This is a genomic window from Kitasatospora griseola, assembly GCF_014648555.1.
Lineage (GTDB): Bacteria > Actinomycetota > Actinomycetes > Streptomycetales > Streptomycetaceae > Kitasatospora > Kitasatospora griseola.
Map to the genome: position 1 here is coordinate 56564 of NZ_BMRI01000014.1, position 13210 is coordinate 69773.

Sequence of the window (13210 nt, forward strand, 5' to 3'; positions counted from 1 at the left end):
CAGCCGAAGGCCCCGGGTTTCCACCCGGGGCCTTCGTCGTCATGTCGGCGGGCCGAGTTCGGTCCGGTTGATCCAGGGCACGTCGCGTTCCTCCAGGAACCATTCCGCGGGCGTGAGCGGGCGGCTGCGGTTGAACGTGGCGGTGACCGGGTCGTGCCGGACGAGTGCGGGATCGGCGTGCTGGTCGAGGAGTTGGGCGGTGAGCGCGGGGGCGAGGTCGGGCGGGCCGGACAGGTGGATGTCGTGGCCGGCGCAGTCGCCGTAGTCGCGCAGGCCGTCGCGGAGCAGCCGGATCGCGGCGCCGCGGGACGCGCCGGGCGCGGGCGCCGAGAGCACGGCGTGCAGCCAGGCGTGTTCCTTCACCAGGTCGTGCAGGGCGGCCAGGTCGTACTGGTCGTGGTCGTCGCGGGCGGCGACGAACACGGTGGCGGACCGCCCGCCGTCCCGGACGAGCTGTTCCAGCAGGGCCTTGATCTGGGCCCAGCCGGTGCCGGCGGCGACCATCAGCAGCGGCCGTTCGGAGCCCTCGGCGAGCACGGCCTCGCCGAGCGGCGGGCCGAGCCGGAGGGTCTCACCGGGCCGGACGTCGTTGACCAGCGCGGTGGACAGCAGCCCGTCGGGGACCCGGCGGACGTGCAGTTCCAGGGTGTTGTCGGGCCGTGGTGCGCAGGCGGGGGAGTAGGGCCGCCAGACCTGCGGGTGCCGCTCGGAGCTGACGGTCAGGTACTGGCCGGCGGTGAACGGGTACGGGTGGTCGGGCCGCAGTGTGAGCACGGCCAGGTCGGGGGCGGCCCGGCGGACGTCCGTCAGCTCGGCGTCCCACCAGCGCGGGGTGTCGGCGGGGACGGCCGCGGCCGCGTCGATCATGGCCCGGGCGATGGCGCCGTACGCCTCCGCCCAGGCCTGCTCGACCTCGGGCGTCCAGGCGTTGCCGGAGAAGTGCTTCAGCGCGGCGATCAGGCTGGCGCCGACGGCGGGGTAGTGCTCGGGCGCGGCCTGGAACTTGCGGTGGTCGCGCCCGAGCGCCGCCAGGTAGCCGGTGGGCTTCTCCGGGTCCTCCAGCCGCAGCACCAGTTGGGTGAGGGCGGCGAACAGGCGGTCCCGCTGCTCGGCGAGCCGGGCCGGGAACAGTGCTTCGACGCCCGGGTTGTTGGTGAACAGGTGGGCGTAGAAGTACTTGGTCAGGTGGTCGGCCCGGCGTTCGACGACGGCGAAGCCGGCACGGACGACCGCGGGGTCGAAGGGCACCGGGGAGGTCCTCAGTCCGTGGCGGCTTCGGTCAGTGCCCCGCCCATGACCTCGGTGACGACGCTGTACAGGGCGGTCCAGGAGGCCTCGGCCTCCGGCGTCCAGGCGTCCCCGGCGACGTGCGCGAGGGCGGCCAGCAGGCTGGCGCCGACGGCGGGGAAGTGCGCGGGCAGGGCGCCGTAGCCGGCGTGCCGGCGGCCCAGGCCCTGCAGCACGGCGACCACGGTGTCGGTGTCGTCCAGCTTGTCGACCAGGGTGGTCAGCGCAGCCCAGAGGCGGTCCTGCTGCTCGTCGAGGTGCTCGGCGAAGAGCTTGCGAACATCAGGGTTGTGCTCGAACAAATGGGCGTAGAAGTATGTGGTGATCTCGCTGCCGCGAGGCTCGACGGCGGCGAAGCTGCTTTTGATGAGCGCGGAATCAATGGTCACGGCGGCCGACTCTACTGATAAACACACCAATTCCAACAGGGTGACCTGATGATCAGTCAAGTACTGGACAGTAGCGTCCGATTGATGCCTGCTTGGGCGAGTTGAAGCCCGGCCCGACGGGTATCCAGATGCTGCCGAACGAGTGACCGCCAATCGGGTGGTGTCGGTCGAATTCGCCAGGTGTCGCGGTATGACCGAAACCAGATCGTGATTCCCTTTTGTCTGATCGTCATGGCCATTCGGGTGCATGGCATTGGGCCGCGAATTCGGCGGACGAAGACACCGAGAGGAGAGCCGGATGTGCCGACAGTTCCTCCACCGAGCCCCGGCCCCCGACGCCCGCCCGGCCGACCGTGACCGGCCCGGGCCCCGGATCGGCCGGACCACCACCGCCCTGATCGCCACCGGGCTGCTCACCGGCCTCGGCACCCCGCCGGTCGCCGCCCAGCAGACGCCGGGCAGCTGGTCGGCCGGTCGGCGCGCCCAACTGCCCTCCGGGCTCGCCGTCCAGTTCGACTGGACGGCCGCCCCCGGCACGAGCGTCGAGGCCGCGCCCGGCCGGCTCGCCGAACGGACCGGCAGCGCCTACAGCGACGGCATCCGCCCCGGCGACCCCGCCGAGACCTTCCGCGCCGTCGAGGACCAGCCCCGGGCGGACGGCTCCTGGCGCGCCCTCGGCACCCTGCGGCTCTCCTTCTCCAGCCCCGTGCGCAACCCCCGCCTGCACCTCAGCGGCCTGACCGGGCTGTCCACCGGCAAGGGCGGCACCACCGGCACCAGCACCCGGCTGACGGTCGCCGGCGGCAGCCCCGCCGCCCCCGCCCTGGTCGGCCGCGCCGGCTGGGCGGGCTGGACGGTCGGCCCCGGCGAACTCGCCCCCGCCGCGGACGGCGCCCGCGACGGCGACGCCGACGGCGCCGGCACCCTCGAACTGGCCGGCACCGTCAGCACCGTCGACCTGCGCGTCGAACAGCGCTCCACCGCCCGGGACGGCTCCACCACACCGCCCGCGGCGCTCGGCCGGACGTGGACGGTCACCGTCGACGAGGGCCTCGGCAGCGCCCCGGAGAGCTACGGCAACGCCTCCCACCTGCTCTCCGACCTGTTCCTCGGGCAGGACGCCACCCCGGCCGCCACCCGCTCCCGGCCCGGTCTGGCCCAGACCGTCGAGAAGCCGGTGCTGCCCGTCCCGCCCGCCGCCGCCACCGGCCCGCTCGCCCCCGGCGCGGAGAGCGCCGCCGCGGCGGACCGGCGCAGCCCCTGGGCCAACCCGGCGCCGCCCCCGCTCCGGCCCGGCCGGGCCGACTACCGGGGCGCCGACCCGAGCCTCACCCTCCCCACCGAGACCGCCGCCGGGCGCACCTACCGGGCCGAGGTGCCGGTCAGCCCCGGCGCCGGGCCCGCGGTGCTGGCCGGCTGGATCGACTTCGACCACAACGGGCGGTTCGACCCGGCGGAGCGGGTGCAGACCGGCGTTCCCGCCGGGGCGAGCAGCGCCCAGCTGGAGTGGAAGGTCCCGGCCGCCGCCGCCGGCGGCGACACCTGGGTCCGGCTCCGGATGGCCCGCGACGCCTCCCAACTCGCCGCCCCCGACGGCTTCGCCGACTCCGGGCAGGTCGTCGACCAGCGGATCGCGTTGACGGTCGGCCCCGCCGCCCCCGGGCCGGAGATCGCGCTGCCGATCCCCGGCGCCGTCACCGGCGAGACCCGCCCCGAGTTCCGCGGCGACGGCGCCGTCGCCGGATCGGGCATCGCCGTCCAGGAGAACGGCACCGCCCTGTGCCTCGCGCAGGTCGGCGACGACGGCAGCTGGAACTGCCGCCCCGACAACGCGCTCGGCGAGAGCACCCACACCCTCGTCCTGGCGGAGACCACCCGCGAGGCCGTGCTGCGCGGCGAGCCGTTCCGACTGACCGTCAAGACCACGGCGCCGACCGCCCCCGTGCTCACCCTGCCCGCCTACAGCAACGACCCGGGGCTGCTGGTCACCGGGCTCGGCGAACCCGGTTCCACCGTCACCGTCTCCGCGGACGGCAGGCCGGAGGAGCTCGACCTGTGCTCCACCGGCGTCGCCGCCGACGGCAGTTGGTCCTGCCTACCGGTGGAGAACCTGGCCGACGGCGTCCGCCGGCTCACCCCGCACGCCCGCGACGGGGCCGGCAACACCTCCGACGGCAAGCCCGTCGAGCTCACGGTGGACACCGTGGCGCCCGACAAGCCGCAGCTGCTCTCGCCGACCGCCGGTGAACTCCTGCACTCCGCCCGGCCCGTGATCACCGGCCGCGCCGAGCCCGGCTCCACCGTCACCGTCACGGCCGGCCGGAGCGGGCACGACCGCGTCACCGTGTGCAGCGCCGTGGCGGCCGCCGACGGCAGCTGGTCCTGCACCGCCACCCACGACCTGGCGGGCGGCGACGTCACACTGATCGCCACCGCCACCGACCCGGCGGGCAACGGCACCGCGGGCGGTCCCGTCGCAGTCCGGGTGCCCGGCTCGTCGGCCGGCGGCAGCAGCACCGCACCGTCGCCGAGCGCACCGAAGCCGTCGACGGCGGCGGCCACGCCGTCGGGCGCCCCCTCGGCCACGGCCTCGCCGGCCGCGCCGCCTTCCCGCAGTCCGGCCGCGACGAGCCCGTCCGCCTCGGCCGCGGTCTCCCCGGCGAGCACGCTCCCTGCCGTGCCGGTGCCGCCGGAGCTGCTGCCGATCGTGGTGCCGGCGGAGCCGACGCCGGCGCCGACGGCGGGCACCGGCCCGGTCGCGTCCGGCTCCGCCTCGGCCTCCGCTCCGGCTTCCGGCGCGCCGTCGGCGCAGGAGCCCGGACCGGTCGTGGAACCGGCGCCGCCCTTCCTGAAGCCGACGCTGACGGGCGGTCAGTCGCCGTTCGCGGCCGATGCCCCGGACGCGGCAGGCGCGCCGTCCGGCAGCCCGTCGCCGACGGCCGCGCCGTCCACGGGTGCGCCGAGCCCGAGCCCGGTGCCGTCGGTCCCGGCCTCGCCCACGCCCACGCCCTCGGCCGCCCGGGTCGGTGCCCCGTCGGCTCCGGTCGTCGCGTCGGCCGAGCCGACCGGCTCGTCGGCGGACGAGGCCGTGCGGGGGCGGACGTCGGCGCCGCCGCCGGGCGGCGTGGCGGCGGCCGAGCGTCGGGCGGCGGCCACCGGGTGGCGCGGCCTGGCCTGCGGGGCGCTGCTGATCGCGGCGGGTTTCGGGCTGCTGGCGCGGCGGGTGTTCGGCCGCCGTCGGAGGAGTGCCCGCCGTCGTTGACGGCCGGTTCGGTGCTGCCCGCCCCGCGGTGTGCGGCGGGCAGCACCTCGGGCGACGTGTTTTCCGACATAGCGACACACCGGATGGCATTCGTCGCATTTGATGATCAATCAGCCTAGCCTGGGTCCCCGGCACTGCCCGTCAGATCCGGGCCGCCCGTTGCGCGACACTCTGAACCCTTAGGACACGTGCATGGACGTCACCCGCGACTCGTCGCCGCGACCCCGTTCCTGGCCCTCCGCCGCCGAACCCCCCGCCGACCCCGTCGGTGCGACCCAACTGTCCAAGGCGGTCGCCCAGGCGGTGAACAACCCGCTGATCAGGCCCGCCGCGCCGGCCGAGGAGCCGCTCGACCGGAGTGCGCCGACCCAGCAGCTCCCGACCGTCGAAGCGGCGGCCCTGCCGGCGGTCGGCGCGGACGAGCCGTCCGCGTTCCCGCCCGGCCCGCGGACGACGTCGGAACCCGCCGACTCGGGCGGGCCGCGGCCGTCCGGCGCGGGCCGGTCCGACCGGGCCGGGTCCACCGCCCACCCGACGGTCGCGGACGCCGCCACCCACCGGCGCCCGCCGCGCGCCGACCAGTCGCTGCGCGAGCGCCCGGCGTTCGCCCTGCCGGGCTGGCTGCCGCTGCTGGCGCTGCTGCTCGGCACCGCCGGCGTGCTGCTGGTGCTGGCCCGCGCCGGGGTGGTCCCGCACCTGTCGGGCCTGCCGGACGTGCGCACCGCCGCCGTGAAGGCCGACGGGGTCCAGGTCGACGACCGGACCATCAGCACGGTCAGCGCGATCGGCCTGGCGATGCTGCTGGCGATCGGCGGGCTGCTGTCCAACCCGGGCGGCGAGACCCGGGTGCTGACCCGCTGGGGCCGCTACCGGGGCACCGTGCGCCGCACCGGCCTGCTGTGGGTGAACCCGCTGGTGCGCCGCCGCCGGGTGGACGTCCGGCTGCGCCACTGGCGCAGCGAGCCGGTGCAGGTCACCGACCGGACCGGCACTCCACTGCTGGTGCGGGTGCTGATCGTGTGGCGGGTCAAGGACACCGCCCGGGTCACCCTGGGCATCGCCGACCATGAAACGTATCTGCGCGAGCAGGTGCAGGCCGTTCTGACCCGAACGTCCTCCGTCCTGCCGTGCGACTCCAACTCGGCCCCCGGGCCCGCGCTGCGGGACGGCCAGTGGTTCGCCGACGAGCTGACCCGGGCGCTGGCCGCGGAGACCGCCCCGGCGGGCGTCGAGGTGTACTCGGTGCAGCCGCTGACCCTGGACTACGCGCCGGAGGTCGCCGAGTCGATGCGCCGGCGCCGACTGGCCGATCTGGACGCCGGGCTGCGGACCGTCCTGGTGGACGACGCCGTGGAGGCCGCGGCACTCGCGGTGCGCCGCCTGGAGCGCGCCACCGCCCACGAGTTGGACGACAGCGCGCGCAGCGCCCTGATGGAGCAGCTGCTGGTCGCGTTCGTCGCCCCGGCCGGGGTGACCGCCTCGGTGCCTGCCCCGGCCGCCCGGCCGGGCCGCAAGGAAGGGAAGCCCGCGTGACGAACCCGCTCGCCTCGATATCCACCGACCCCGCCGATCTGCCCGACTGGTCGGGCGCTCCACTGCTGGGCTTCGCCGAATCCGCCGGGCCGTCGGCCTGCCGGTGCGCGGAGTGCACCCGCCCCGCCCCGGCCGCCGCCCCGGGCGCCGTCGAGCGGGCGGGCCGAATACACCGCGCCGTGCGCTCGACCTGTCTGGCCACCACCGTGCTGGCCGGCGCGGGAGCCGTCGGCCTGGGCCTGGGCGCGACCACCGCGCACGCCATGCCCGCCCCGTCCGGCCCCGGCTGGGACGGTCACGTCTACTGGTTCAAGAACGCGTCCGGCGAGTGGCGCTACACCCAGTGGCACAACGTCTACCTGGAGCGCACCGGCGGCTCCAAGGGCCAGTCGCAGCCGCAGGGCTCCGGCTCCTCGCAGTCCTCGTCCGGCGGGATCCGGCAGGGCTGGGACGGCAAGGTCTACTGGTTCAGGAACGCCGCCGGCGAGTGGCGCTACACCAGCCACTACGACGTGTACGTCTCCCGCACCGGCGGGGGCGGCTCCGGCTCCACCGCCCAGCCCCTGAAGCCGGCCGCGCCCGCGGCGAGCGGCGTCGAGGCCGCGTTGTCGTACGCGCTGGCGCAGGTCGGCAAGCCCTACGTGTGGGGCGGCAACGGGCCGAACGGCTTCGACTGCTCGGGCCTGGTCCAGCAGGCGTTCCGCCGGGCCGGGGTGTCCACCCCGCGGGTCGCCGACGACCAGTACCGGGCCAGCACCCCGATCACCTCGAAGCAGCTCCAGCGCGGCGACCTGATCTTCTGGTCCAGCAACGGCCGGGTCTCCGGCATCCACCACGTCGCGATCTACCTCGGGGACGGGACGTACGTCGAAGCCCCCCGCCCCGGCAAGAACGTCCGTGTCTCCCACCTGAACAGCGGCTACTACCCCGACTTCTTCGGCCGCCCCTGACCGGGCACGCCACACCGCGGCGGCGCCCCTCCCGCAGCCGCGGGAGGGGCGCCGCCGTGGTGTTGACGGACGATCAGGCCGACGCGCCGTCCAGCAGCTTCAGCTCGGCCTCGGTCAGCCGCAGCGAGGCGGCGGCCAGCAGCGCGGGCAGCTGCTCGACGGTGCGGGCGCTGGCCAGCGGCGCGGCGACCGTGGGCTGCGCGGCCAGCCAGGCCAGCGCCACGGAGGAGACCTCGGCGCCGTGCGCGGCCGCGACCTCGTCCAGCGCGGCCAGCACCCGCGGGCCGCGCGCCGTCTCCAGGTGCCGGGACGCGCCCTGCGCCCGGGCGCTGTCCACCTGCGCGCCGGGCCGGTACTTGCCGGTCAGGAAGCCCGAGGCGAGCGCGTAGTAGGGGACGGCGGACAGGCCGTGCGCGGCGACCACCCCGGCCAGGTCGCCCTCGTAGGTGTCGCGGGAGACCAGGTTGTAGTGCGGCTGCACCGCCACGTACCGGGCCAGGCCCTCGCGGGCGGCGAACTCCAGCGAGGCGGCGAGCCGCTCCGGGCCGATGTTGGACGCCGCGAGCTCCCGCACCTTGCCCTCGCGGACCAGCTCGTCCAGGGTCGTGACGATCTCCTCGACCGGCGTGTCCAGGTCGTCCCGGTGGGTGTAGAACAGGTCGATCCGCTCGACGCCCAGCCGGCGCAGCGAGCCCTCGACGGCGCGCCGCACGGTGTCGCGCCTCAGGTTGTCCAGGCCGGGCGCCATGCCGGCCTTGGTGGCGACCACGATCTGCTCGCGATTGCCGCGGCTGCGCAGCCAGTTGCCGATCACCGTCTCGGACTCGCCGCCGGAGTTGCCCGGCGCCCACGAGGAGTAGACGTCGGCGGTGTCGACGAAGTTGCCGCCCGCCGCCGCGTACGCGTCGAGCACCGCGAAGGACTGTTCCTCGTCGGCCGTCCAGCCGAACACGTTTCCGCCGAGGGAGAGTTGGGACACGGCGAGGTCGGAGGCGCCGAGCGTCACCCGGGAGGTGTCAGTGGAAGTCATGCCCGAGGACAACCCGTTCGGGTCCTGCTTCATTCCGGTGCGACCGGTTGTTCACCGGGCTGTCGTCCGAGGTGAGGGCTCCGTGCAGAGTGCGCCCGCAGTGGGGTCCGGGGTGTCGGCGGGCCGTCGGGGTTGGCTAGAGTCCCGTCCATGGCTGACAACGACTACGACCCCGCCGGCTCCACCCAGATGTTCCGGGCGTTCGTCGACGAGGCCCCGGCCGCGCAGGCCCCGGGCACCGTCACCACCTACGGCAGCAGCAGTTCCTCGTCGAGCCGCACCCCGCTGATCGTCATCGGGGCCGTCGTGGCCCTGGCGGTCGTGGTCGGCGTGATCTGGCTGGCCGTCAAGTAATTCCCGGAGCCCGCCCGCCCGGGGCCGGCCGGACGTCCCGGACGGTCCCGCGGGTCGGCGCGCCTACACTGGCGGCAACCGCCGCAGCCCGCCAGGAGGCCCCGTGTCCGCGCCGTCCACCGAGACCGCCCGCAGCCTCGGCCTGGCGGCCGCCGTCAACGCCCGGGACCTGGGCGGCTACCGCACCGCCGGCGGCCGCACCGTCCGCCCCGGCCTGCTGCTGCGCACCGAGGCGCTGAGCCGCCTCGGCGAGCGCGACCGCGAACTGCTCGGCGCGCTCGGCCTGCGCCACGTCGTCGACCTGCGCAGCCTGGACGAGGTCCGCCAACTCGGCGCCGACCTGGTCCCCGGCCTGCCGACGGCGGTCCTGCCGATGGACGCCGCCGCGACCCTCAGCGTGCCCTCCCCGGACGGCCTCGGCCCGGCCCTGCACCACCTGCCGGTGTTCTCCGCCGACTTCGACCTCTACGTGGACCTGCGGCGGGCCCTGGGCAGCGGCGAACCGGACGCGATGCACGCCGTGCTCGGCGACGGGCGCGGCACCGCGATGATGACCTCGATGTACCGCTGGTTCGTCACCGACCCGCTGGCCCGCTCCCGCTTCGCCACCGTCCTGCGACTGATCGCCGAGGCGGACGGCCGCCCCGTCCTGTTCCACTGCACCGCCGGCAAGGACCGCACCGGCTGGACGGCTGCCCTGCTGCTCACCGCCCTCGGCGTGGACCGGGAGGCGGTCCTCGCCGACTACCTCCTCACCAACGAGCGCGCCGCGACGCGGATCGCCCGGGTGGACCCGCTGATGCGCCCGCTGGCCCGCGCCGAAACGTTTTACCTCAACGCCGCCTTCGACGAACTCGCCTCCGGCTGGCCCACCTTCGAGGACTTCTGGCACGACGGCCTCGGCCTGACGGGCGATCACCTTCTGACGCTTCGGGCGACCTGCACCGTCTAGGGGCTCGCGGGCCCCCGACTACTCGCTGGTGAGGCCTTCCCGGAGGTGCGCGAGGGTCTTGGTGAGCAGCCGCGAGACGTGCATCTGCGAGATGCCGATCTCCTCGCCGATCTGGGACTGCGTCAGGTTGCCGAAGAACCGCAGCATGATGATGCGGCGTTCGCGCGGCGGGAGCTTGGCCAGCAGCGGCTTCAGCGACTCGCGGTACTCGACGCCTTCGAGCGCGAGGTCCTCGTAGCCGAGGCGGTCGGCGAGCGGGCCGTCGCCGCCGTCGTCCTCGCCGGGGCTGGAGTCGAGGGAGCTGGCGGTGTACGCGTTGCCGACGGCGAGGCCCTCGACCACGTCGTCCTCGGAGACGCCGAGGTAAGCGGCGAGTTCGGGGACGGTGGGGGAGCGGTCGAGCCGCTGGGAGAGCTCGTCGCCGGCCTTGGTGAGGGCCAGCCGGAGTTCCTGGAGGCGGCGCGGGACGCGCACCGACCAGCTGGTGTCGCGGAAGAAGCGCTTGATCTCGCCGACCACGGTGGGCATGGCGAAGGTCGGGAACTCGACGCCGCGCTCCGGGTCGAACCGGTCGATGGCCTTGATCAGGCCGATGGTGCCGACCTGGACGATGTCCTCCATCGGCTCGTTGCGGCTGCGGAAGCGCGCGGACGCGTACCTGACCAGCGGCAGGTTGAGCTCGATCAGTGTGTCGCGGACGTAGCCGTGCTCGGCGCTGTCGGGCTCCAGGGCGGCGAGCCTGTGAAACAGCGAGCGGGACAGCGTACGGGTGTCGAGCGCCCGGTCGGGGGCCTCGGCGGGACCGGCCTGGGCCGGGATCGGTACGACGACGGACTCGATGACCGCACTGCCCTGTTCTGTGAACACGCGCCCACCCCCTTGTGACTGCCTGCCGAACGGGTGCCGCTCCGTGCGGCGGCCCCCCACTGACGTGTCCTCCTGCTCAATACCGGATCATCGGGCCCGGCAAACCCGATCGCGGCCAGTCGTCCCCGAGGAGTGGCGTCGGGCGGTTCACTCCTCCCAGGAGTTGCCGGTGCGCAGCCGGGTGAGGATCCGCGAGAGCAGTCGGGAGACGTGCATCTGGGACATGCCGAGTTCGGTGGAGATCTGCGACTGGGTGAGGTTGGCGAAGAACCGCAGCATGATGATCCGCCGTTCCCGTTCGGGGAGTTGGACCAGCAGGTGGCGGACCATGTCGCGGTGTTCGACGTCGGTGAGGGCGGAGTCCTCGTAGCCGAGCCGGTCCAGCAGGGCGAGCCCGCCCTCGTGCTCCTGGGCGGCCTCCAGGGAGGCGGCGTTGTAGGCGCGGCCGGCGTCCAGGCAGGCCCGGACGTCCTCCTCGGGGATACGCAGGTTGGCGGCGATCTCGGGGACCTTGGGGGCCCGGCCGTGCGTGATCGTCAGCTCCTCCATGGCGCCGCTGACCTGGACCCACAGCTCCTGGAGCCGGCGCGGCACGTGCATGGTGCGGACGTTGTCGCGGAAGTAGCGCTTGATCTCGCCGAGGATGGTGGGCAGCGCGTAGGTGGGGAACTGCACGCCGCGGGTCGGGTCGAACCGGTCGATGGCGTTGATCAGGCCGATGGTGCCGACCTGGACGATGTCCTCCATCGGTTCGCTGCGGCTGCGGAAGCGGGTGGCGGCGTAGCGGACCAGCGGGATGTTGATCTCGATCAGGGCGGCCCGGACCCGGGTGCGTTCGGGGGCGTCGGACGACAGTTCGGCGAGCCGTTCGAACAGCACCCGGGTGAGCGTCCGGACGTCGATCGCGCCGCGCCCGCCGGGGCGGCGGGCGGCCAGCTCGACCGGGTCCGGCAGCTCTTCGGCCCGGTCCTCCGGCGCACTGCTGCCCTGCGTCCGCACCGACACGTCACCCCTCCCTTGTGGACCACCTCGCCAAAATTTCCGTCAAAACCGGTCATAGCATCACAAGTCGCTCTGCGGCCGGGCAAGCACCCGACAGAGGCGTGTTGACGCCCTGTCCAGCATTCGGCGGAGCGCGCCGCGACCCCCGGCCTGTTCGACAGGCGGGGGGTCGCGGTGGTCGTACGGGTACGGCGGGGGGTGACGGGCGGTCAGACCTCCAGGTCGGCGATCACCCAGGTGGCGAAGGAACGCCACTGCCCGGCGGCGGCCTGATGGGCCGGGTGGCCCAGGTAGGCGGCCAGCGCGTCGCGGTCCTCGACCAGGCTGTTGATCGCGAAGTCGTGGGCGATGTCCCGCTCGGTGATGTTCCAGCCGCACTCCCACTCACGCAGCTCCGGGATCAGCGCGCCCAGCTCCTCGAAGGCCTTCGCGCCCGCCAGGGCCCGCGGGTCGTCCTTGCCGACGCCGTCATTGAGCTTGAACAGGACCAGGTGCCGGATCACGATGCCGCTCCTCGCGGATCAGGAGGGCACGCCCCGGCCGGGGAGCGCCCCCGAAGGACGAACCACGCAAACGGTACTAGCGGACCAGTCCGGTCATGAACGACCCGACGGCCTTGGCCGCGTCCGAGATCCCGACGAAGCCGGACTGCACCAGCTCGGCGGCGCGCACCGGCGAGGTGATGATCGTGTAGATGACGAAGATGACCACGATCCACATGGCCACCTTCTTCGCCTGAGCCATCGAACGCGCCTGCCTCCCTGAGTCGGGCCGCCGTCCTCTCCCCGCACGACCCTGCCACCCGCAGCTTATCCACCGGACGGCGCAAGGGGTGAGGACCGTGTTCACCCGCCAGGACGAAGGTCCTGCGCGGGCAGGGCTTTCTCCGGGTGTGCCCGTCCCGATGGCACGGCAGGATGGTTGATGTACCGAGGATCTGGCAGGAATCCCCGGTACGGCGATCCGGAGGTCCCCGCTGTGGGACCGGGCACCGCGGCTTCCCCCCGACGCGGACCCGGTTGTGGGACCTCCGCTCCGGGGCGGCAGCTCGTCCCCCCGGAGCTGCCGCCCCCCTCGCGGACCGTGAGGTTCGTCCCGGCTCCGCACGTCCGAGGCACGGTGGTCAACCGCCCGGAAGTGCGGGGCCGTCCGTCGTCCACGGCGCCCCCGGCGAACGCAGTGCCTCGCCCAGCCGGGCCGCCTCCACCGCCACCCCCGGCAGCCGCTCCGCCCGCGCCCGGGCCGCCAGCAGCTCCACCGTCCGCACCCCCGGGAAGGCGAACGCCAGCGCCCGCAGCGCCGCGATCCGCGCCTCCTCGTCACCGTCCGCCACCGCCCGCAGCCGCAGGAACTCCGCCACCTCCGGGTCGGCCGCCAGCGCCCGCAGCGCCACCCGGCGCGGCAGCGGATCCGGGTCCGCCACCGCCCGCTCCCGCAGCAGCCCGGCCGGCCGGGTCGCCCGGTCGCGGGACAGCGCGTGCAGCGCGATCGCCCGGATCCCCGCCGAGGTGTCCGCCACCGCCCGCTCCCGCAGCAGCGCCCGCACCGCCGGATCGCCCGGCCGGTGCGCCAGCAGCGCCCGCA

The 13210-nt window shown here is 74.6% G+C and carries 12 protein-coding genes and 1 pseudogene; 5 read left to right on the plus strand and 8 right to left on the minus strand.

All coding sequences use genetic code 11. The features are described from left to right. Nucleotides 1-39: 39 nt before the first annotated feature. Complete coding sequence (locus IEZ12_RS19350; protein WP_189273124.1) at nucleotides 40-1248, minus strand: globin domain-containing protein; 1209 nt, start codon at nucleotides 1246-1248, stop codon at nucleotides 40-42. An 11-nt stretch (nucleotides 1249-1259) separates the two neighbouring features. Beyond that, a complete protein-coding gene (locus IEZ12_RS19355; RefSeq protein WP_229847694.1) occupies nucleotides 1260-1736 on the minus strand; it encodes a globin domain-containing protein in 477 nt (158 codons plus the stop codon). Between the two features lie 238 nt (nucleotides 1737-1974). Between IEZ12_RS19355 and IEZ12_RS19360 the strand changes: the two genes are divergently transcribed. From IEZ12_RS19360 to IEZ12_RS19370, 3 genes are all read left to right on the plus strand, one after another. Further along, entirely contained in the window at nucleotides 1975-4938 is a 2964-nt protein-coding gene (locus tag IEZ12_RS19360; RefSeq protein ID WP_189273126.1) for an Ig-like domain-containing protein, read from the plus strand. 192 nt (nucleotides 4939-5130) lie between these two features. After that, a complete protein-coding gene (locus tag IEZ12_RS19365) occupies nucleotides 5131-6471 on the plus strand; it encodes an SPFH domain-containing protein (RefSeq protein WP_189273127.1) in 1341 nt (446 codons plus the stop codon). Then, nucleotides 6468-7421 (plus strand): C40 family peptidase, encoded by a 954-nt coding sequence (locus tag IEZ12_RS19370; RefSeq protein WP_189273128.1) that lies wholly within the window; start codon nucleotides 6468-6470, stop codon nucleotides 7419-7421. Before IEZ12_RS19365 ends, IEZ12_RS19370 begins: the two co-directional genes overlap by 4 nt. Nucleotides 7422-7494: 73 nt before the next feature. On the opposite strand, the gene IEZ12_RS19375 is transcribed toward IEZ12_RS19370, so the two are convergent. Next, a complete protein-coding gene (locus tag IEZ12_RS19375; RefSeq protein ID WP_189273129.1) occupies nucleotides 7495-8451 on the minus strand; it encodes an aldo/keto reductase in 957 nt (318 codons plus the stop codon). A 150-nt stretch (nucleotides 8452-8601) separates the two neighbouring features. Here IEZ12_RS19375 and IEZ12_RS19380 point away from each other — a divergent pair, with 150 nt between their 5' ends. Both IEZ12_RS19380 and IEZ12_RS19385 read left to right on the plus strand, forming a co-directional pair. Next, nucleotides 8602-8805 (plus strand): hypothetical protein, encoded by a 204-nt coding sequence (locus tag IEZ12_RS19380; protein ID WP_043915228.1) that lies wholly within the window; start codon nucleotides 8602-8604, stop codon nucleotides 8803-8805. A gap of 103 nt (nucleotides 8806-8908) precedes the next feature. Then, nucleotides 8909-9757 (plus strand): tyrosine-protein phosphatase, encoded by an 849-nt coding sequence (locus IEZ12_RS19385; RefSeq protein ID WP_189273130.1) that lies wholly within the window; start codon nucleotides 8909-8911, stop codon nucleotides 9755-9757. Between the two features lie 18 nt (nucleotides 9758-9775). Here IEZ12_RS19385 and IEZ12_RS19390 read toward each other — a convergent pair whose 3' ends face one another. The 5 genes and pseudogenes from IEZ12_RS19390 to IEZ12_RS40100 form a co-directional block, all read right to left on the minus strand. Then, complete coding sequence (locus tag IEZ12_RS19390) at nucleotides 9776-10597, minus strand: RNA polymerase sigma factor SigF (protein WP_373295501.1); 822 nt, start codon at nucleotides 10595-10597, stop codon at nucleotides 9776-9778. Between the two features lie 174 nt (nucleotides 10598-10771). Next, the gene (locus IEZ12_RS19395) at nucleotides 10772-11629 is read right to left on the minus strand and encodes an RNA polymerase sigma factor SigF (protein WP_373295499.1); all 858 of its coding nucleotides are present in this window, start codon (nucleotides 11627-11629) and stop codon (nucleotides 10772-10774) included. Nucleotides 11630-11835: 206 nt separating this feature from the next. Then, entirely contained in the window at nucleotides 11836-12129 is a 294-nt protein-coding gene (locus IEZ12_RS19400) for a Dabb family protein (RefSeq protein WP_043915225.1), read from the minus strand. 76 nt (nucleotides 12130-12205) lie between these two features. Further along, nucleotides 12206-12370: a hypothetical protein gene (locus IEZ12_RS19405; RefSeq protein WP_189273132.1), complete on the minus strand. Its 165-nt coding sequence runs from the start codon at nucleotides 12368-12370 to the stop codon at nucleotides 12206-12208. A gap of 379 nt (nucleotides 12371-12749) precedes the next feature. Further along, nucleotides 12750-13210: pseudogene (locus IEZ12_RS40100) on the minus strand (hypothetical protein); the annotation flags it as partial.

Coding starts and splice junctions, on each gene's coding strand:
- IEZ12_RS19360 (WP_189273126.1), top strand. CDS start 1,975: ATGTGCCGACAGTTCCTCCACCGAGCCCCGGCCCCCGACGCCCGCCCG.
- IEZ12_RS19365 (WP_189273127.1), top strand. CDS start 5,131: ATGGACGTCACCCGCGACTCGTCGCCGCGACCCCGTTCCTGGCCCTCC.
- IEZ12_RS19375 (WP_189273129.1), bottom strand. CDS start 8,451: ATGACTTCCACTGACACCTCCCGGGTGACGCTCGGCGCCTCCGACCTC.
- IEZ12_RS19380 (WP_043915228.1), top strand. CDS start 8,602: ATGGCTGACAACGACTACGACCCCGCCGGCTCCACCCAGATGTTCCGG.
- IEZ12_RS19405 (WP_189273132.1), bottom strand. CDS start 12,370: ATGGCTCAGGCGAAGAAGGTGGCCATGTGGATCGTGGTCATCTTCGTC.